The 19,617-nt window shown below is 41.4% G+C and carries 17 protein-coding genes; 10 read left to right on the top strand and 7 right to left on the bottom strand.

Going from position 1 to position 19,617, the window contains the following annotated elements:
* Positions 1 to 139: 139 nt before the first annotated feature.
* The 7 genes from GW828_RS10390 (at position 140) to GW828_RS10360 (ending at position 6,704) form a co-directional block, all read left to right on the top strand.
* The gene (locus tag GW828_RS10390; protein ID WP_273057473.1) at positions 140 to 1,342 is read left to right on the top strand and encodes an AI-2E family transporter; all 1,203 of its coding nucleotides are present in this window, start codon (positions 140 to 142) and stop codon (positions 1,340 to 1,342) included.
* Positions 1,343 to 1,382: 40 nt separating this feature from the next.
* Complete coding sequence (locus tag GW828_RS10385; protein WP_124016439.1) at positions 1,383 to 2,291, top strand: class I SAM-dependent methyltransferase; 909 nt, start codon at positions 1,383 to 1,385, stop codon at positions 2,289 to 2,291.
* Between the two features lie 381 nt (positions 2,292 to 2,672).
* Complete coding sequence (locus tag GW828_RS10380; RefSeq protein WP_124016440.1) at positions 2,673 to 2,831, top strand: periplasmic nitrate reductase, NapE protein; 159 nt, start codon at positions 2,673 to 2,675, stop codon at positions 2,829 to 2,831.
* 33 nt (positions 2,832 to 2,864) lie between these two features.
* Positions 2,865 to 3,122 (top strand): chaperone NapD, encoded by a 258-nt coding sequence (locus tag GW828_RS10375; protein WP_182697012.1) that lies wholly within the window; start codon positions 2,865 to 2,867, stop codon positions 3,120 to 3,122.
* A gap of 2 nt (positions 3,123 to 3,124) precedes the next feature.
* Positions 3,125 to 5,614: a nitrate reductase catalytic subunit NapA gene (napA, locus tag GW828_RS10370; protein WP_273057469.1), complete on the top strand. Its 2,490-nt coding sequence runs from the start codon at positions 3,125 to 3,127 to the stop codon at positions 5,612 to 5,614.
* 11 nt (positions 5,615 to 5,625) lie between these two features.
* A complete protein-coding gene (locus tag GW828_RS10365) occupies positions 5,626 to 6,096 on the top strand; it encodes a nitrate reductase cytochrome c-type subunit (RefSeq protein WP_124016442.1) in 471 nt (156 codons plus the stop codon).
* Positions 6,097 to 6,104: 8 nt separating this feature from the next.
* Positions 6,105 to 6,704: a cytochrome c3 family protein gene (locus GW828_RS10360; protein WP_124016443.1), complete on the top strand. Its 600-nt coding sequence runs from the start codon at positions 6,105 to 6,107 to the stop codon at positions 6,702 to 6,704.
* Between the two features lie 80 nt (positions 6,705 to 6,784).
* Here GW828_RS10360 and GW828_RS10355 read toward each other — a convergent pair whose 3' ends face one another.
* Positions 6,785 to 7,795: a D-alanine--D-alanine ligase gene (locus GW828_RS10355; RefSeq protein ID WP_124016444.1), complete on the bottom strand. Its 1,011-nt coding sequence runs from the start codon at positions 7,793 to 7,795 to the stop codon at positions 6,785 to 6,787.
* Positions 7,796 to 8,339: 544 nt separating this feature from the next.
* Complete coding sequence (locus GW828_RS10350) at positions 8,340 to 10,445, bottom strand: TonB-dependent siderophore receptor (protein ID WP_273057466.1); 2,106 nt, start codon at positions 10,443 to 10,445, stop codon at positions 8,340 to 8,342.
* 260 nt (positions 10,446 to 10,705) lie between these two features.
* Here GW828_RS10350 and GW828_RS10345 point away from each other — a divergent pair, with 260 nt between their 5' ends.
* Entirely contained in the window at positions 10,706 to 11,878 is a 1,173-nt protein-coding gene (locus tag GW828_RS10345) for a PepSY-associated TM helix domain-containing protein (protein WP_273057464.1), read from the top strand.
* Entirely contained in the window at positions 11,878 to 12,354 is a 477-nt protein-coding gene (locus GW828_RS10340) for a hypothetical protein (RefSeq protein WP_273057462.1), read from the top strand. Before GW828_RS10345 ends, GW828_RS10340 begins: the two co-directional genes overlap by 1 nt.
* Before the next feature lie 92 nt (positions 12,355 to 12,446).
* Here the strand turns inward: GW828_RS10340 and GW828_RS10335 are convergent, their stop codons facing one another.
* The 4 genes from GW828_RS10335 to GW828_RS10320 form a co-directional block, all read right to left on the bottom strand.
* Positions 12,447 to 12,773, bottom strand: coding sequence for a YkgJ family cysteine cluster protein (locus GW828_RS10335; RefSeq protein WP_049763595.1), 327 nt, complete (start codon positions 12,771 to 12,773; stop codon positions 12,447 to 12,449).
* 503 nt (positions 12,774 to 13,276) lie between these two features.
* Positions 13,277 to 14,008, bottom strand: a complete 732-nt coding sequence (locus GW828_RS10330; protein WP_273057458.1) for a hypothetical protein — start codon at positions 14,006 to 14,008, stop codon at positions 13,277 to 13,279.
* A gap of 97 nt (positions 14,009 to 14,105) precedes the next feature.
* On the bottom strand, positions 14,106 to 16,025 hold the full coding sequence (locus GW828_RS10325) for an alkaline phosphatase family protein (RefSeq protein WP_404717399.1): 1,920 nt from the start codon (positions 16,023 to 16,025) through the stop codon (positions 14,106 to 14,108).
* 19 nt (positions 16,026 to 16,044) lie between these two features.
* The gene (locus tag GW828_RS10320) at positions 16,045 to 17,649 is read right to left on the bottom strand and encodes an alkaline phosphatase (protein ID WP_273057456.1); all 1,605 of its coding nucleotides are present in this window, start codon (positions 17,647 to 17,649) and stop codon (positions 16,045 to 16,047) included.
* A 453-nt stretch (positions 17,650 to 18,102) separates the two neighbouring features.
* Between GW828_RS10320 and GW828_RS10315 the strand changes: the two genes are divergently transcribed.
* Positions 18,103 to 18,324, top strand: coding sequence for a penicillin-binding protein (locus GW828_RS10315; RefSeq protein ID WP_182697004.1), 222 nt, complete (start codon positions 18,103 to 18,105; stop codon positions 18,322 to 18,324).
* A 485-nt stretch (positions 18,325 to 18,809) separates the two neighbouring features.
* On the opposite strand, the gene GW828_RS10310 is transcribed toward GW828_RS10315, so the two are convergent.
* Positions 18,810 to 19,421 (bottom strand): Yip1 family protein, encoded by a 612-nt coding sequence (locus GW828_RS10310; protein WP_124016455.1) that lies wholly within the window; start codon positions 19,419 to 19,421, stop codon positions 18,810 to 18,812.
* Between the last annotated feature and the right edge of the window lie 196 nt (positions 19,422 to 19,617).

The raw sequence follows: 19,617 nt of genomic DNA, 5'->3' as shown, positions 1-19,617 counted from the left end.
GAAAGTGGTGATGTGCCAATATTGCCATCAACTGATATACGAATCGACAACAAATTTTAACTTAGTTTGCAATATGTTACTGAGTTCAGCTTAGCATATAGAATCATTTTAATAAGCAATAATAAGGATTTTTCGGCCTATGAAAGGAATACAACAATCTCCAATGGCTGTGCGCAGTTTTGTGGTAATGGCTTGTGTGGTGATTATTTTAGCGGGGATAAAAACGGCCAGTCCGATAGTCGTACCTTTTGTATTATCCGCATTTTTAGCGGTAATTTGTAATCCTGCGATAGTGTTGATGACGCGTTATCATATTCCTAAATGGCTATCTATCATCTTATTAATGGGCTTTATAGTGTTAATGGGGTTATGGCTGGCCAGTTTAGTGGGCAGTTCAGTGACTGAGTTTTCAAAGGAAATGCCCAAGTACCGTGAGCAATTGATTGAACAATTCGCCTGGATCCTTGAAAAACTCAAAGACTTTAATATTCAGATTTCAAAGCAAAAGGTGCTCGACTACTTTGATCCTGGCATGGCGTTATCCATGACCACAAATATGTTGTCTGGTGTTGGTAATGTGATGGCTAATTTATTCCTGATTATTTTGACTATCGTATTCATGTTATTTGAAGCGCAATCAATGCCTAGAAAGTTTCATTTAGCCCTCGATGCTCCAGATAAGCGTTTACAGCAAATCGACAAATTTTTGCAGTCGGTTAATCAATATATGGTGATTAAAACCCTTGTCAGTTTAGCGACAGCAGTGGTTGTTGGTATCGGTTTGACTATCATTGGCGTTGATTATGCTTTGTTATGGGCAGTCATTGCTTTTCTGTTTAATTATATTCCTAATATTGGTTCTATTATTGCCGCTATTCCTGCTGTGTTATTGGCTTTTATCCAAATGGGCCCAGGGGCTGCAGGTATTACTGGTTTATTGTATGTGGGTACCAATATGGTGATGGGTAATATGGTTGAACCGCGTTTTATGGGCCGTGGTTTAGGCTTGTCTACCTTAGTGGTTTTTTTATCATTGATTTTTTGGGGTTGGCTGCTTGGCTCTGTCGGCATGTTGTTGTCGGTTCCCTTAACCATGATTGTTAAAATTGGTCTTGAATCGAGCCAGTCTGGCAGTTGGCTAGCGACTTTATTGTCAGATAATGTCGATGAATTGCCCAGTGAATCAAGCCGTAATGTTGAAACTGCAACTGCAACTGCAACTGAAACAGCAACCGTATCGAGTGACGCTGATAACCATCATGCCGATAGTGATGTCACTGATGACGTTGCAAATGACCATGACGTGGAGAATGCTGCCAAGGCATCAACGAAAGATGCATAACCCTATTGATTGTATTTAGTTTATTGAGTTAAGAGAGTGTATGAAAGGTTTTTTACAAGCGGTTCCAAATTTGACATTCGGCGATGATGTTTGCCGTTTATTTCACGGTCGTGGTGGGTTATTCGCGGGCGATGAACACCTGTGTTTAGATTGGTACAAGCCGGTATTATTGCTTACCAGTTTTAAGATGCTCGAAAGTGAGCAACTCGATGAATTAGTTGCTGCCATAGTGGCACTTTGGCAGCAACAACGACCAACTGAAACACTTAATTTAGTCTACCAATACCGTCATGGTGGCCAAACATTGAGTGAGTTATTGCATGGTGAAGTACCAGAGCAGCATATAGTGACTGAAAACGGTGCGCGTTTCTTAGTGCATTTATTACGCGGTCAAAACCACGGCTTATTTTTAGATATGGCCAATGGTCGAGCCTGGGTGAAACAGCATGCAAAACATAAAAAGGTGCTTAATTTATTTGCCTATACCTGCGGCTTTTCTGTGGTTGCTTTGCAAGGCGGTGCAGATGAAGTTGTCAACATGGACATGAGTAAAGGTGCATTAAGCATAGGTAAGCAAAACCATGTGTTAAATGACTTACCTGCAGGGGCGCGTTATTTAGGCCACGATATTTTTAAGTCTTGGGGTAAATTAACTAAGCTTGGACCCTATGATTTGATTGTGGCCGATCCTCCAAGTAATCAACGCGGCAGTTTTGTTGCCACTAAAGATTATGAGCGTCTACTCAAACGCCTGCCAGACTTACTGGCGCCTCAAGGCGAAGTGTTATTGTGCTTAAATGCGCCAGAACTAGGGTGTGATTTTTTGATGCAACAAGTGGCAAATACGGCGCCACAGCTTACCTATATTGAAAGAATTGCTAATCCGCATATTTTTGCCGATATCGATGAACAGAAATCATTAAAAGTATTGCGTTATCGCTTAAGCTAATCTCTTCGTGTGTTACAAAAACCGACAGCCATTTGGCTGTCGGTTTTTTTTGTCTATAAACTCGGCTCAGTCTACCCATCTTCAGCGTGGGCGAGGTCATTATTTGCACTATTTCATATATGAGTAATAGGATGCAATAGTCGAAATGACTGCCTCAACCATGATCGAGCCCGCATTTATTGACTACTTTTTTATGCTTAATCACTCAGTTCACGCGTTTTAGCTATTTAAAATGTTGATTTAGATCATGTTAATCCGTGTTTACCAATTTGTGAGTATATAGTTCGCTGCTGCATTAACGCTAACATTCCCCATGGACCGAATAAACAAGCAATAAAGCAATGATGAATTATTGCTTATATCCCCACTCTTGGAGGACCCATGAGTAATCAAATCAAAAGTAAAAAAGGTTTAGAGTTAAAGATTTTTATCTTTTTAACTGTCTTTCTAGCCCCAATTTTATCTGTATTACTGGTTAGCGCACTAGGTTTTACTATCTGGTTTAGCCAAATTTTAACTGGGCCTCCAGGCGCAGGCTAATCCTAAAAATAATCAACAATGCGAGAGCGATGTATGAGTAATGAACTTCACGTAACCAGCCTAATTGTCCAAGTACACCCCGATAAAATGGCTGACGTAAGACAAAAAATTATGGCCATCAAGAATGCTGAATTGTCAGCTAATAATGACGTTAAGTTAGTGGTTGTCGTAGAAGGTCCGAGCCAACGATCGTTGATGGATGATATCTCAACCATTAATGCCATTCCCGGTGTGTTGACGGCCACCATGGTGTATCACCAAAGTGAAGAGCTTGAAGAAGGTGAAGTATGAACATGAATAGACGCGATTTTATGAAAGCCAATGCCGCTATCGCAGCGGCAAGTGTTGCAGGATTAGCACTACCGACCAGTGCAAGCAACCTGATCACTAGCTCAGAACAAACCAAATTAGAATGGAACAAAGCACCTTGTCGTTTTTGCGGTACCGGTTGTTCTGTGATGGTTGCCACCCGTGAGGGTAAAGTTGTTGCCACACATGGCGATGCCAACAGTGAAGTTAACCGCGGCTTAAACTGCATTAAAGGCTATTTTCTTTCTAAAATTATGTATGGTCGTGATCGTCTGCAAACGCCTATGTTGCGTATGACTGATGGTAAATATGACAAGCATGGCGAATTCACTCCTATTACGTGGGAAAAAGCCTTCGACACTATGGCGGAGCGTTGGAAAGCTACCATAAAAGCCAAAGGCCCAACTGCGGTGGGAATGTTTGGTTCTGGTCAGTGGACCGTCTGGGAAGGATATGCCGCGGTTAAGTTAATGAAAGCTGGCTTTGGTTCAAATAACATCGACCCTAATGCGCGTCATTGTATGGCATCTGCGGTAGGTGGCTTTATGCGTACCTTCGGTATTGATGAGCCAATGGGCTGTTATGACGACATGGAAGCGGCTGACGCGTTTGTGCTTTGGGGCTCAAACATGGCAGAAATGCACCCCATTTTGTGGACTCGTATAACCGACCGTCGTTTAAGTGCGCCACACGTTAAAGTTGCCGTGTTGTCGACCTTTGAACATCGTTCATTTGACCTGGCTGATTTGCCAATTGTATTCACGCCACAAACCGATTTGGCGATGCTTAACTTTATTGCCAATTACATCATCCAAAATGGCAAAGTGAATAAAGATTTTATCAAAAAGCATGTTAATTTCCGCAAGGGTACAACGGATATTGGCTATGGTTTACGGCCAACGCATCCACTGGAAATGAAAGCCAAAAACGTCGCCACAGCGGGTGATTCTACACCGATTGATTTTGACGAATTTGCTAAATTTGTGGCTGATTATGATGTTGAATCTGTGAGTAAGTTGTCTGGTGTACCAGAACATAAGCTTATTGAATTAGCTGAGCTGTATGCTGATCCTGATCGTAAAGTAACGTCATTCTGGACCATGGGCTTTAATCAACATACTCGTGGTGTGTGGTGTAACAACCTGATTTATAACATTCACTTGTTGGTCGGTAAAATTTCTACTCCAGGTAACAGTCCATTCTCATTAACGGGTCAACCGTCTGCTTGTGGTACAGCTCGTGAAGTGGGCACATTCTCACATCGTTTACCAGCTGACATGGTGGTGACTAACCCTGAGCACAGAAAGCGCGCCGAAGAGATTTGGCACATTCCCAGTGGTATTATTCCCCCTAAACCTGGCTACCATGCAGTAGAGCAAAACCGTCGCTTAAAAGATGGCGATTTAAATTGCTACTGGGTTCAAGTGAACAACAATATCCAAGCTGGTGCCAATATTAACGAAGAGGGTTTACCGGGCTATCGTAATCCAGAAAACTTTATCGTAGTGTCTGATGCTTACCCAACCGTGACGACTCAAGCCGCCGATTTGATTTTACCAACAGCAATGTGGGTCGAAAAAGAAGGTGCTTATGGTAATGCTGAACGTCGGACTCAATTTTGGCATCAAATGGTCAAAGCGCCCGGCGAGTCACAGTCTGATTTATGGCAGTTGATGGAATTCTCTAAGCGTTTCACCACTGACGAAGTGTGGCCTGCAGAAGTGTTAGCTGCTAACCCTTCGTTTAAAGGTAAAACCTTATATGAAGTGCTTTATCTCAATGGCAATGTCGATAAATTTCCATTGGCAGATGCTGATCCAAAATACTTAAATGATGAAGCTAAGCATTTTGGTTTTTATATTCAAAAAGGTTTATTTGAAGAATATGCCACCTTTGGTCGCGGTCATGGTCATGATTTAGCTGACTTTGATGTGTACCACAAAGAACACGGCTTACGTTGGCCTGTGGTGAATGGCAAAGAAACCAAATGGCGTTTCCGTGAAGGATCAGATCCCTACGTTAAAGCCGGTACCGACTATGAGTTTTATGGTAAGCCAGATGGTCGCGCGGTTATCTTCGCCTTGCCTTACGAGCCTGCGGCAGAGTCTCCAGATGAAGAGTTTGATATTTGGTTATCAACAGGGCGTGTGCTTGAGCATTGGCACTCTGGTTCTATGACCCAACGTGTACCTGAACTTTATAAAGCTTTTCCTGATGCAGTGTGTTTTATGCACCCTGAAGATGCTAAAAAGCGCGGTTTACGCCGTGGTGATGAGATTAGAGTTGTGTCTCGCCGTGGTGAAATTAAAACCCGTGTTGAAACCCGTGGACGTAATAAGCCGCCTGTGGGCTTAGTGTTTGTGCCTTGGTTTGATGCCAGTCAGCTCATTAATAAAGTGACGTTAGATGCGACAGATCCTTTGTCAAAACAAACTGACTATAAGAAATGTGCAGTAAAGATTGTTAAGGCTTAAGGAGACAGACCATGAAAACAGGTAAATTATTATCGATTATCGCGTTATTAGGTTTCTCTGTCAGTGTAATGGCTACCAGCATACCTGAAGACAAAATCGACACATTACGTTTAGCGCCAATTAATATCGAACCGACACCGCCTGCAATGCAAGCGGTGATCAATACCGATGTTAAGCAGGTTCGTAATTATCCTATGCAGCCACCGGTGATCCCGCACAAGATTGATGGTTATCAAATCGATCTTAAAGTGAACAAGTGTATCCAGTGTCATGCGCGAACCAGTACCGGTCATTCACAGGCGCCAATGGTGAGCGTGACTCACTATATGGACCGTGACAATAATTTCTTGGCTGATTTATCACCCCGTCGTTATTTCTGTACTCAGTGTCATGCACCGCAGTTAGATGCCAAGTTGTTGGTTGAAAATGACTTTGTCGATATAGACCACTTAATGAAGGCGAAAGCCGCAGTTAAGCACTAGGAGCGACTATGTTTGCAAAATTATTTGAGCAACTAAAACTGGTGTGGAAAGTGCTGCGTCGTCCGAGTGTCCATTACAGTCTTGGCTTCTTAACCATTGGTGGATTTATCGCAGGAGTGATCTTCTGGGGCGGATTTAACACCGCTTTAGAGCTGACTAACCGCGAGCAATTCTGTATCGGTTGCCATGAAATGGAAAACAACGTTTATCAGGAGCTGCAAACCACCATTCACTTCACTAACCGAAGTGGTGTGCGTGCAACCTGTCCGGATTGCCATGTGCCACATAACTGGACCGACAAAATTGCCCGTAAAATGCAAGCGTCTAAAGAAGTGTGGGGTAAAGTATTCGGTACTATTAGCACGCGAGAAAAGTTTGAAGGAAAGCGTCGAGAGCTGGCGGAACATGAATGGCAACGCCTTAAAGCTAACGATTCATTAGAGTGCCGTAACTGCCATAATTTTGATTATATGGATTTCACTCGTCAGTCTAAGCGTGCATCACAAATGCATTCAACGTCTCTGGCTAGCGGCGAAAAAACCTGTATCGATTGTCATAAAGGGATTGCACATCAATTACCTGATATGGCGGGTGTAGAAGGGTTCTAAACGGGTTAAGATTGTAAGCGTATAGAAAAGGCCAGCAAATTTGCTGGCCTTTTGTTTTATGCATTTCGAACTAAAGTTGTTTACGTTAAATCAAGCTGTTGCCCAATCACATCAATTAAATATTCAGTGAAATCATGGCCATGGTTTTGCAACATCTTCGGGAACATTGAAATAGGCGTTAACCCAGGGAAGGTATTGATTTCATTCAAAAGGATTTGATTATCATCAGTTAAAAAGAAATCGATACGCGACAAGTGACGTAATTTCATCCCTTTAAAGGCTTTTATTGCGTAATCACGGATCAGTTGACTGATCTCAGGGCTGAGGTTCTCTGCAACCACGTCGGTTCGGGCCTTACTATTTTTAGCGTACTTTTCATCAAATGAATAAAAGGTATTGCTGTCACAAATAATCTCGCCCGGTAAGGTCGCAACTACTTCACCTTGATACTGGTATACGGCGACTTCTAATTCACGCGCATGGATAGTTTGCTCAACGACCACATAAGGGGCATAACTGAATGCGTCTTTAAGTACGTTAGCGATATTGGCTTTCACATCAACCTTATAGCAACCCACAGACGATCCTTGTGAAGCAGCTTTAACGAAAACGGATCCCCAATGATCAAATGCTGTTTCAGTTTGCTTGATTGCATCATCATCTAGTTGATGCAAAAAGATGTAAGGCGTGTTTGGCACACCTAAAGCTGAAAACCACATTTTAGCGGTGATTTTGTTAAAACAATTACTTGAGGCTTCAGACTCACAGCCAAAGTAGGGCAGTTGAATTAAGTTAAAGTAAGATTGAATATCACCGGTTTCGCCCGGGAAACCATGAATACACGGGATCACATAATCAACGGGCCATGCTGGCGTATTGTTATCCTCAAAACGAATCTCACGCCGATTAGTCAGGTCGCATAATTTTCCGTCTTCAGTGTGATAATGACCGTGTTTATCGAGTACTAGCTTAAGTACCGAAAATTTATCTGACTTTGCCAGTGATGACTCAAAAAAACGTGCTGACATTAATGAAATATCGTGTTCTGCACCGCCACCGCCGCACAATAGCAGCAGATTAATCTTTGGCATGTTTGCTCCTGAAAGACCAAAAAAGAATGGGCTAGATTGGATTGGATTCGCCCTAAATAAGTAATGCTTATGATAAAGACCCTTAGCCATACAGCGCAAGTAAGAGTTAATACTATTTTAGCTAATTAGGTTTATTTTCGAAGCTAAGTAGCTTAAATAAGCTCAACGAAATAATAAACAGCGGCATATTTACTCGCTTGACGATGTGAGGGTATTTATAAGTTTTGGCTATACCTGTTTCGATTATCACTCTTTTATAAGCGCCAAAACCAGCGGCAGATTGAATCGTCAATAAGGCGATATAGTTGTAGACGACGAGCTCAACGCTATCTTTGTGTTGGGCCTGAAAATAATTTCATGTATCAGCTGTAAAAGTAAAAACCTCTTTTTATGTTTATAAAAAGAGGTTTTTTATCAATCAATATACTGTCTGTTAGCGTGGTTACCGCACCAATTATATCGATGTGGTAACCAACGCATTAAACGCAAATACTTAAATTGATGGCATAAATTCAGTCGCTGCGCGGTAGCGTATTCATGCCACTTAGAAGCGATAAGTTAAGTTCACCGAACCATTCACAGGTGCGCCGTAATAGCCAATTGTCGCCAAGCTAGTAATGTACTTTTCATCGGTGAGATTATTAATGTTCGCTCTTAGGTTTAGATCGTCAGAAATGTTCCAACTTGCAAAAGCATTAACCACTAAATAGGCATCTTGCTCTACATTAGAGTCAACGTTTTTGGTTTCTGATTGCCATCTGCCGCCTAATCCAACGCTTACTTCTGGCAATTGTGGCATGGTATAATCCATCGAAAAGTTAACAACGTTTCGGGCTGCCCACTCATTTGCTTCAGCGCCGTTGTCATTTTCTATATCAAGCAGCGTATAAGCGAATACTGCATTGAGGTTGTCTGTGATGCGTCCCGTTACTTCAACTTCAAATCCTTTCGATTCGACGTTTACACCTTTATAAAAATAGTTTCCGTTAGCATTCAGGCCGGCGTAGCTAGCGAGGTTATTTTGCTCAGCACTAAATAGTGCAAAGGTAGCCATTAAATCATTATCAAGCCACAGGGTTTTTAGCCCCAGTTCGTAATTGACGCCTTTAGTTGGGTCTAAAAAATACCCATCGTAATCATATTGCTCTTGTGGTTGGTAAATATCTGAATAACTGAAATAGGTATTTATATCCTCTGTGATGCTGTAAACCACGCCTGCATAAGGGCTTAATTCACTCTCATCGTTGTCAATATCAACACCGCTATTAATACCTTCGCGGGTATATTTAATCGCATTAAAACCAGCAACGACAAATAGGCTGTCATTGATATTGAACTTAGTCGAACCATAAGCGCGTAGTAAGCTAACATCTATGTCAGAGTACTCGATTTTATCGGCCCATTCTGGCTCAGGAATAGCATCGAGATCGTACGGGAAGGCCGGCGTGGGCCCATATGCCGGAGTGGCAGTATAATCAAATGGATGTTGGTACATGTATTTTTTACTTTTTGAACCGCTTAAGCCTAAGGTCAGTTCGTGATCTTGACCAAATAAGCCGTAATGACCAATTGTGGTGATATCTAATATATCGGCTGAAAATTCAGTGTCATAGCGACCTGGCGACCCCATTAATCCTAAACCAGTTTCTTTATCAATGGTGCCAGAGGCATAAAATAGCTTACTTTCATCTTCTAATCCTTGATGATTATAGGCAACTTTAAGATCCCAATCGTTAGGCAGTATGTAAGTATACTCAACAAATGCGGTTGTATTAATGGTGTCCCACATGGTCCAGTCTTGACTCGTAGTCGCACTAGTATCCCACTCAGCTTGGGTACCGTCAGTATAGTTAAATACTAATCCACCCCAGGTATTACCGTCTGTGTTGGCATCTTGGTAAGAAAACCCTAACGTTAAGGTTGAGTTATCTGTTAGCTGACCATCAACGACAGCGTAAAGATAACCACGGTCATTTTCTAGGCCATCTAGGTATGACCCTTTGTCTTCTACTACCGCAACAACTCTACCAGCCCAACTACCGCTTTCTGTTAATAGGGCAGAGTAATCAGCCTGTACGCGCTTAAAGTCATCTGAACCGTATGAGATGCCTACTTCACCTTCATTTTCATTCGTCGGGCGTTTACGCACATAATTAATGGTACCAGCAGAATTACCTATCCCGGTTAGTAGGCCGTTAGCGCCACGAATAACTTCAATTTTTTCATAACCATAAGCTTCCATTGCACCAGTGACTATCCCCCAGTCATTTGGCAATCCAACGCCATCAATTTGGGTACTTTTAATTTCAAAACCACGAGAAGTATATTGTGTGCGGTTGGTTTCCCATTCTTCAACATTAATACCAGTAGCAAGACGAAGTACGTCGTTAAGATTATTAGCGCCAAAATTAGTTATTTGATCGTTGGTGACCACACTGATTGATTGAGGTGTCTCATTAATCTCCATGGTTAAGCCTGTTGCACCTTGGCTAACGCGTTTATAACGTACACCTAAGATTTGGATTTTTTCAATGTTTTGATCATTGTTGTCAGCATTTTGTTGTTGTTCGGCTGCTAGGGCGAAGGGCTGTACTACAAAGCCCATCGCCAAAACTAATGATGAAAGTGCAAATATGTGTTTCGGTTTCATGTTTTGCTTTACCTGTATCTTTTTCAAACGATGAATAATATTAACGGCCAACCATAGCGCTTATTAGATGCTAATGTTATTGCTAACGATTATCATTAGCAAATATAATTAAGGTCAGATTGATAAAAATGCGAGGATTAACCCAAAATTTACAATTGATAATAATTATCACTCAATATTTATTGAGATTGGTTATCAATCGTATTAGCATGTGCGGGATATTCATGTATATAACGACAGCGAACAAATTTGGAAAACAGATGGCAAAACGTAGTAATCGATTTTGGTTTAAGCTTCATGGCTGGTTTTCATTACCCGTATGGATAATATTTTGTTTTGTGTGCCTTACCGGGACCATTTCAGTGATAAGTCATGAGTTAACCTGGCTGACCAATCCTGACGCTCGCGCAACTAATCCGCAAAATTTGACTGAAAAGCCGATGTCAGAACTCGTTGACATTGTGCAACAAGCGCACCCAACAGCAAACATCACCACAGTGATGAGCTTTGAGTCTTATCTGGTTAATGCAGTCATCTTTAGTGATAGCGATGTGCCTTTTGCTATCGCTTACGTCAATCAATACACAGGCCAAATACAAGCAATCAACCTTGGTATGACCTTCACTAATTTTATGCGTTCCTTACATGGCTGGTTGCTGTTTCCTTGGCACAGTAATTACAGTGTTGGCTATTACATTGTCTGTTTCATGGCCATTGTGATGTTAGGTGCGCTGGTATCAGGACTGGTGATTTATAAAAAGTTCTGGCGCGCTTTTACTCAACCTAAATTACGAATAAACCAAGGTAAAAAAACACTGCTTGCAGATCTCCATCGATTGTCTGGCGTGTGGTCAATGTGGTTTTTAATGTTAATGAGCATTACGGGGTTATGGTATTTAGCACAGGCGATTATGTGGCACAATCATATCGAGATTGAAGAACATCCTCCTTTAGTGGAGGTCAGTCAGCTTATAACGACAACCAATGGTGCGCCAATTAGGCCATATACTTTGGCCAATGCACTTCATCTCGCAGAGCAAACCTTCGCGGATTTTAAAAGTACTTACATTATGCTTCCTGAGCACAATCGAGATACTTACAAAGTGTATGGTCAAGGAGATCATATTTTCTATGATCAATACGCTTATGGTGTGACGGTTAATCCTTGGAGCGGCAACATTGAAAGTGAAAGATCGCCAGCGGCAATGACGACGTTACAAACGCTATCACATATCGCTAATCCCCTGCATTACGGCACAATCGGCGGTCTGTGGACCAAAGTGATTTGGTTTATTTTTGGCGTATTTCTAACGGGTATGTCTATCACAGGATTTTTAATGTGGGGAAGTCGAACCGTAAAAGCTGCCAGAACCGAACTCGACGATTCGTTGACAATGCATAACTCATCGCTAGTTGAGCAGGAAGGTAACTAATGGCCCGCATTAAAAACACCATATGGAATCGTTACAAGTATAAAATAAATGGCTTAATGCTAGTGCTAGTCGGTTATTTTCTATATCAGTCTTTATTCCCGCAATTCCCTGAGGCATGGGAAACCCAAGCGGTCGGAGCTTTTGAAATAACACCTATGCCGTATAATCTTGATCCGCCATATCTTCACGATGGTACCTACACTAAAGATTTTTTATTATTGTTTAGTAAGGGGCAGGTAAACCAGATCCGTCAAGCATATTTAAATATTGGCACAGAGCCCTTACCATTAGAAACACTGCAAATGGGCGATGCAGGTATCTTGCATGGAAGTCAGCATGGACAAGAAGTTCATGCTATTGCGCCAGAAGTATTAACAGCAGAACACAAGGCGTGGTTAACCATTGAAAATTGGCAGGGGCAACAGCAAGTTATTAGCTGGAAGTTACCAGATGTATTTTATCAGTCACCAAACTAAACCATTGTAGCTTTTGGGACGGCTTAATTTCATTGAGCAGTTTGTTGATGTTAACTGCAATGGCATTACAGTTAACATCAACGTCTTAGGGCTTATATTCCGAAAGCTTCGCGTTCAGAGACACATTCGTATTCGGCCATTTCAAATTCACGGCAAATCAGTGGCCGAACTTCGTAAATTGAACACATCATAGTGTCTCGATCTAGCGCGGCACACCAACCATCATCAAGACGGCGCATTACTTCTCCGCCCCAATTATCTTTTGCTATATACACTTTAGGAACACCGGTTTCGGTGATTAACATTACTTCTAAGCGGCAACAACAGGCCTGGCAATTTGAACAGGTCACAGCTGCTGGTTGCTCTACAGCGCTTATCGATGCGGGAGTCGATGATTTATCGGACGACTCAGGGAACATGGTAATGATATTGGTGGGCATTTAAGGGCTGCAGTTGAACATTTGGACTAAGGATACCGTAATTTTGCGGCGTTGACGTTATCTTAGCGCAAATAATCATGAGATTGGGATACTCGCCAAACTCACTCAAGAGCCCTTGGCGGTTGAGGATGATAAGGCAACCACTTTAGCGGTTGATGCATGCTCGCAACAATAATGCCGCTACCGCATTGGCAAGTGTCATCGCTGCTGAGTTTATTGTCGCATGTGCCGTATTTTCATTAACCCAGCGCGACGCCTAGTAGGTGTTGTCAATATTGAGCGAGAAGCCTTCAATCAGTCTAGTTTGTCACGGCATTATGTTTAATGACCCGTCTTACGGGAGTAACGCTTCACTTCCCTGTGATAGCGAGACAAATCACCTGATTAATGTTCAGCTTAGTTGATACCGGGGCGCGAAGAGCGAAAATAACTGTCACGGCTTTGATCACATAAACCCATATGTACTATGGCTCATGCCAATGTTAATGCTGATGTGCTGACGATAATGAATTACCTTCGCTGTCATAAAATCCTGATGCGCTGTGCTCAATAAAACCTAAGTTGATCATTTTTCTAAAAAATGGGTCATATTCACTATCGCCAATATCAGCAAAGTCGGTCGATTGGTACGCAGATAATGTATCTAACTGTTGTTGAATAATGTTGTTGTCATAAGTTATTTCGCTTAATTGCCAATTTATGGCTTTATCTGCAGATTCACTTTTATCTGACAATACAGTACTAATGCGTTGTACTAATTTTTTTGCTGGAAACCACCATATATCAACTGTTTTTGTATTTGTTTGTTGTTGATAATGCTCAATTTTGTTGCAACCTTGTCCAGTAGTTTCAATGAGTGTTGACTGGTTTTTAAATAACGGATTCAGTAATTGTGCATGATATTGCCATGCTTGATTAGATTTCGTTTTGGTCGCTTCGTATTCAATTGCACGTTTATCATCCATAAAATATGAGGTTTTTTTCATGTGATTATTTGGCAGTGTGGTCCATTGTGTTGCTACTTGTTGATTGCTGATGTGAAATACCGAATTTTGGGTTCTTAATAATACCAGTTGGTTTTGTTTGTTTGATGCTGCATCGTGAGTTGTTTGTTCAATATTATAAGTCGCCATAAGGGTAGTTGATTGGCAGTCTTCACTTGCTGAAGCAAATAACGGCAAAGTGATAGCGGTTATTAATAATAGAGTTTTCATGTGTTTCATCTTTTTGGCTGATTAAGTATCAAGGTGGAAGCTAAACGTTAAAGAATAGGGGCAAGCCCCTATTCTTTATTGATAACGTTTTACTTCTTTACTGGGCTGTACCTGAAAGGTTGCCTGCGTAATCCATTACGTGAAATATTAAGCTTTGCTCATTAGTTCCTGTTATTAATTGGGCACCAGGTCCAACAGCAAAAACACCAACGTCTTCACCCGCATGCGTTTCACTATCGAGTGGTACTAACGACTCTTGGTGGAACCCAGCAGTTGATGTATCAACATCGGTTAAGTCAACGCGGCCTGTTACTGCTGCAGCTGCATAGCTTGCATCAGCATCGGTTTGTGCGCCTAAATTTCTAAAACCAAGGCCGTTGGCATAACCTAACGTTGTATAAGGCATGTCGTCTGAGGCTAAACTTGGCTCAGTCTCACCAATACCAACCACTTTACCTAAGATTGGGTTACCACGTTTAGGGTAGCCTGCAATGGTAAATACATGGCTGTGATCTGCTGTAACAATAATTAAGGTGTCTTCTTGGCTAGTTGCATCAACCGCTACTTGTACAGCCTTAGCAAACTCAATCGCGTCATTTAGCGCGTTGTAAGCATTTCCGGCATGGTGAGCATGGTCAATTCGACCAGATTCAACCATTAAGAAGAAACCTTTGTTGTTATTATCAAGCACCTTAATGGCAGTGGCTGTCATTTCTGACAAGCTAGGTTCACCAGCAATATCATTCTTACGATCAGCTTCGTATTGCATGTGTGATTCGTTAAATAAACCAAATACGTGTGGTGTTGTTTCAGTGTCGATAGCATTAAATGAAGTCTGGTCATATACATAAGCACTTGTTGCATACTTAGCTTGCCATTCGGCGGTTAAGTCACGGCCATCAGTACGGTCACCTTCAATCGTACTGACTGCGTCATTACTATTGTATGCTGCATCTTTAGGTAAAAAATGACGACGACCACCACCCATAACAACTTCAATACCATCAACATCTACACCGGTATATCGAGCTTCTAAGTTGGCTTCAAAATTGACTAACTGTAATGCAATATCTTCACAATTAGCGCGTTCAGGATTGTTGGCAATATCCATATCAGAGATATCTTCCCAGTCACGATCTGCTGACTTTGCATAAGTCGCAGCAGGTGTCGCGTGGGTAATACGTGCGGTAGAAATAACCCCCGTTGATTTACCTGCAATCTCAGCTAATTCTAAGGCCGTGATCATCTCAATGCCTTTAGTGCTAGCACAATTGCCTCGAACCACATTTTCGTCAACACCTAACACGCCAGCATCCGTTTTAATGCCCGACATCATCGCTGTCATTGTTCCTGCAGAATCTGGTGTTTGTGCATCAACGTTGTAGGTTTTTGCTAAACCAGAAAATGGGAACTTATCAAAGCTTAATTGGTTTTCTTCACCCATCATGCCTTTATTTTGACCATCTAAAATACGCGCAGCGGTTACAGTTGAAATACCCATACCGTCACCAACAAATAAAATCACGTTCTTAGCTGAGCCTTTAAGTGCTGTTATTTCAGCCGCGGTAGATGCTGTTGCAATCGATACGTTGGCATTATTTACTAATTGGCTATCTATTTTTTTCCAAACATCGTCTGCTGTTTCTATTTCGGCAGCACCTTGTTTAAACCATGAGTTATTTAAACTGCTCAGCAGTTCGCTATCATTTACTGAGGTAGCGGCAGGCGAACATACATATTGAGTTGATGTTATTTCAGACGCATCTAAAACGGTATCAGCATTGGTATCGATACCCGAGTCGATTTGCACACCACCATTGAGACAATTTTCATTACCTACCGGCAAGGGAGTTTGTGTGATTAACGCGTTGTTTCCGTTAGTACCATTCGTTCCGTTTGATCCATTTGAACCATTGATGCCGTTGCTTCCATCTGTGCCATTGTCACCGTTGTCGCCGCAAGCTGATAATGCAAAAACCAAAGAAACTGTTATTGTTGATAATATAAATTTATTCATCATAAAAACCTTATAGGGTCTATTGACCAACTAAACCAAGAGCACGATTGATTAAATGGAATACGACACTTTGTTCAACAATACCTTGAACTAAATGCGCACCTGGGCCTGATGTATGAATAGCAACATCTTCCCCCGCGTGAGTTTCGCTATCTAATGGAACAGTCACTTCTTGGTGATAACCTGGGGTTGTTGTATCGATTGCGGCAATGTCTTGACGCCCAGCAACAGCTTCAGCCGCATATGATGCGTCGCCATCTGTTTCAGCGCCTAAGTTTCTGAAACCCAGTCCATTGCTATAACCTAATGTGGTGTAAGGATTGCCTTCTGAATCTTCACTAGGCTCAGAAGCACCAATACCAACAACTTTACCCAAAATAGGATTACCACGTTTAGGATAGCCAGCAATCGTAAACACATGGCTGTGATCGGCGGTGACAATAATGAGCGTTTCTTCATCATTTGTTGCATCTAATGCCGCTTGAACGGCATTTGAAAACTCAATAGCGTCATTAAGGGCTGTGCTTGCACTACCAGCATGATGTCCATGGTCAATTCGTCCAGACTCAACCATTAAAAAGTAACCTTTTGGGTTGTTATCCAATACTTTAATGGCTTTGTCGGTCATTTGAGAAAGGCTTGGTTCGCCGGCAATATCATTGCCTCGGTCAGCTTCGTATTGCATATGAGATTCATTGAATAAAGCAAAAACACGTTCAGTCGTTTCTGTATCAATGGCATCAAATCCAGCTTGGTCGATAACGTATTTACCATTTGGATACATAGCGCTCCATTCTGCGGTCAAATCACGTCCATCGGTTCGATCGCCTTCAATAGCGCTAACGGCATCAACACTATTAAATGCGGCGTCTTTAGGGAGAAAATGTCGACGTCCGCCACCCATAACAACATCGATACCATTTACATCAACTCCGGTATAACGTTGTTCTAGATTTTTTTCAAAGTTAACCAGTTGAGATGCGATATCTTCGCAATTTGCACGTTCAGCATTATTATCAATATCCATATCTGAGATATCTTCCCAGTCACGGTCTGCTGATTTTGCATATGTGGCGGCTGGCGTTGCGTGGGTAATACGTGCGGTTGATATCACACCCGTCGACAAGCCTTTTATTTCGGCTAACTCTAGAGCCGTTACAACTTCGTTGCCTTTAACGGAAGCACAACTTCCACGAACGACGTCTTCGTCAACACCCAAAACACCAGCGTCTGATTTTAAGCCGCTCATCATGGCTGTCATGGTGCCAGCTGAATCTGGTGTTTGTGCATCTACATTGTATGTTTTAACTAGAGCTGAATAAGGAAATGTTTCAAAGCTTAAGTAACCTTCTTCACCAGAATTACCAGCTAATTGTCCTTTTAAAATCCGAGCAGCGGTAAGTGTAGAAATACCCATACCATCGCCAACAAACAAGATGACATTTTTTGCTCTTGTTGATCTTGATTGTTGTAATTTTTCGGTGATGGTTGCTTGGCCGTCTTTATACCAAGCATTATTGAGTTGTGTGTCAGTCGTTGTCGCTGCGGTTGCAGAACCAGCGTATGTTGCCGAAGACAATATACTAGCGATAACCACTGATAAGCCTTGTTTGAGCATATTCATATTACCCTATGTTGTAGTTAAGTTATTTAAGGACCTAGCCATAACATAGAGGTTTATAATGAACATAAAGTAACACCTGGGTTACAATTTGTTTACAAGTGGGTTTCAGTTTTAATTATATCTATTAAGCTATTAATTTTTATAGTTATTGAGTAATTGATACTGTCTTGTAATTTTGCAGATAAATAAACTTGCTACCTTGTCTGTACTTGAATTACCCTGAATGCAATTAACATCCAATACTATGATTAAATTAAATATTCTATAAGTAAGTGATCATAAATAACTATCGTAATCTGAGTTCAAAGAGGTTAAGTTGTTTACCTGTAAAAGAGGCACAGTTGAATTCTGGTCTCGCTTGTGCGCTTGTTGACATAATCAATTTCAACGCTACCTAGTGGCAGAATGCTGAGTTAGATGTTATCAATTCAAACTATCAGATAAGGACCTTATATGAGTGACAAAATAAGTGAATCGGCGCTAAACGCATTGAAAATCGCGTTTACTTACATGCCAAAATCAATTGAAGTGACTAAATATGAGTATGGTGATGATTACCAAAAGATTTTAGATCACATTGAAACAGTCAGGGAAATATTATTGATTAATGATGTCGATCCTGAAGAGGTTTATGGTGAGGTTAATCCTGAGAGTACGCCCAACTCATCGTACTGATAGGGTGAGTCTTGTTAGCTATCATTTTAGCCGTGTTAGAACACCAGGTTACAGATTTACATCCCCGAAGCCGGCAGATAACGTCAGCGTATTTATTGTGTGACGATATTTTTTCATTATAAAATAGTTTTTATGGTTGATTTTCATTCAGCAAATACTCAATGGACTTAGCACAAAGTAAGATGTGTTTTTTGTGGAATGATAATCTCGCGGATTTAATGAGCCTTTAGTACCTGTTTTTAAGCTGTGCGACCGCATGAGTAAGATGGTGGTTTTACCTAAATAGGTTGTGGTTTTTTAGTATTCCTAGCATCCAGCATTGCGCTACAGTTATCTTGTTTGCTTAAGCTCAATAAAAAGCTGTTCATGTCTTGTGGGAGTCATCAGAAGATAATGCATCTCCTGATGACTTGATGCTTAACAGCTCATGTATCTTTGGCCAAATTATTAAGGCGTTTTCCGTCGATGTACTCACAACATATGGTCTATCTGAATAGGTTCCAGATAATGGTATTGTCTGCACCAAGACTCCACAGCAATACAACGGCGGCTAGTAAAACCTCTAGTACTAATACACCAATGGCTAGCGTTGTGCTTGATATAATAAAGCCCTGTTGATTACTTATGCCTAAAAAGCTTGGTGTACCACGATAGAGTAAATAGCCTGTATAACAAATGCCCATAATGCAGGCGAGTGTACATAACCAAATCATAGGGTATATAGCAAACAGGCCACTTAAAAACATCGGTGTGGCAATATAACCGGCAAAGACAATACATTCATTTCTGCTTGGGCAATTAGGGTATTTACGCGCCAACCCATGGATCAAACTACCGACTATTGTCACTGCCGTTAAAATTAACACATAAAATAAAATTCCTAGGCTTAAACCGCTCTCCATTGAGACCTTGATTGTGTCTTCACCACCAAAAGTCCAGCCAAACTGTGTCGTACCAATAAAAGTACTGACCACGGGGATCGCCGCCAACCACAGTACATGACTGGTGTACAAATGACTGACCGTTTCATGCTCATTACTTATGTTGCGCCATTCTTTATCAGGATGATGTACAAGTCCCCAAACGTGATTAATCATGCTTCCTCCTCGCTTTTTTCAAGCTACAGTTTTTTATAAAAACTAAGGTTACTGGCACACTATGGTGTGTCTTAAATAACAGTATAGGAGGTAAGTACATATTTGCTTTATTCGGCGCTATTTTTATTATCCTTTAGTGAATGGCAACTGCAGTTAAGAGTGTTTGCGCAATCATCATAAAAATCGCTGGCTTAGT

This window comes from Shewanella vesiculosa (assembly GCF_009994065.1).
Classification (GTDB): Bacteria; Pseudomonadota; Gammaproteobacteria; order Enterobacterales; family Shewanellaceae; genus Shewanella; species Shewanella vesiculosa.
This window is presented reverse-complemented; position numbering and strand designations above follow the sequence as displayed.

Bases quoted from the DNA above. Each gene is read 5' to 3' on its own strand.
- GW828_RS10390 (WP_273057473.1), top strand. From the start codon at position 140: ATGAAAGGAATACAACAATCTCCAATGGCTGTGCGCAGTTTTGTGGTA.
- GW828_RS10385 (WP_124016439.1), top strand. From the start codon at position 1,383: ATGAAAGGTTTTTTACAAGCGGTTCCAAATTTGACATTCGGCGATGAT.
- GW828_RS10380 (WP_124016440.1), top strand. From the start codon at position 2,673: ATGAGTAATCAAATCAAAAGTAAAAAAGGTTTAGAGTTAAAGATTTTT.
- GW828_RS10375 (WP_182697012.1), top strand. From the start codon at position 2,865: ATGAGTAATGAACTTCACGTAACCAGCCTAATTGTCCAAGTACACCCC.
- napA (WP_273057469.1), top strand. From the start codon at position 3,125: ATGAATAGACGCGATTTTATGAAAGCCAATGCCGCTATCGCAGCGGCA.
- GW828_RS10365 (WP_124016442.1), top strand. From the start codon at position 5,626: ATGAAAACAGGTAAATTATTATCGATTATCGCGTTATTAGGTTTCTCT.
- GW828_RS10360 (WP_124016443.1), top strand. From the start codon at position 6,105: ATGTTTGCAAAATTATTTGAGCAACTAAAACTGGTGTGGAAAGTGCTG.
- GW828_RS10355 (WP_124016444.1), bottom strand. From the start codon at position 7,795: ATGCCAAAGATTAATCTGCTGCTATTGTGCGGCGGTGGCGGTGCAGAA.
- GW828_RS10350 (WP_273057466.1), bottom strand. From the start codon at position 10,445: ATGAAACCGAAACACATATTTGCACTTTCATCATTAGTTTTGGCGATG.
- GW828_RS10345 (WP_273057464.1), top strand. From the start codon at position 10,706: ATGGCAAAACGTAGTAATCGATTTTGGTTTAAGCTTCATGGCTGGTTT.
- GW828_RS10340 (WP_273057462.1), top strand. From the start codon at position 11,878: ATGGCCCGCATTAAAAACACCATATGGAATCGTTACAAGTATAAAATA.
- GW828_RS10335 (WP_049763595.1), bottom strand. From the start codon at position 12,773: ATGTTCCCTGAGTCGTCCGATAAATCATCGACTCCCGCATCGATAAGC.
- GW828_RS10330 (WP_273057458.1), bottom strand. From the start codon at position 14,008: ATGAAAACTCTATTATTAATAACCGCTATCACTTTGCCGTTATTTGCT.
- GW828_RS10325 (WP_404717399.1), bottom strand. From the start codon at position 16,025: ATGAATAAATTTATATTATCAACAATAACAGTTTCTTTGGTTTTTGCA.
- GW828_RS10320 (WP_273057456.1), bottom strand. From the start codon at position 17,649: ATGAATATGCTCAAACAAGGCTTATCAGTGGTTATCGCTAGTATATTG.
- GW828_RS10315 (WP_182697004.1), top strand. From the start codon at position 18,103: ATGAGTGACAAAATAAGTGAATCGGCGCTAAACGCATTGAAAATCGCG.
- GW828_RS10310 (WP_124016455.1), bottom strand. From the start codon at position 19,421: ATGATTAATCACGTTTGGGGACTTGTACATCATCCTGATAAAGAATGG.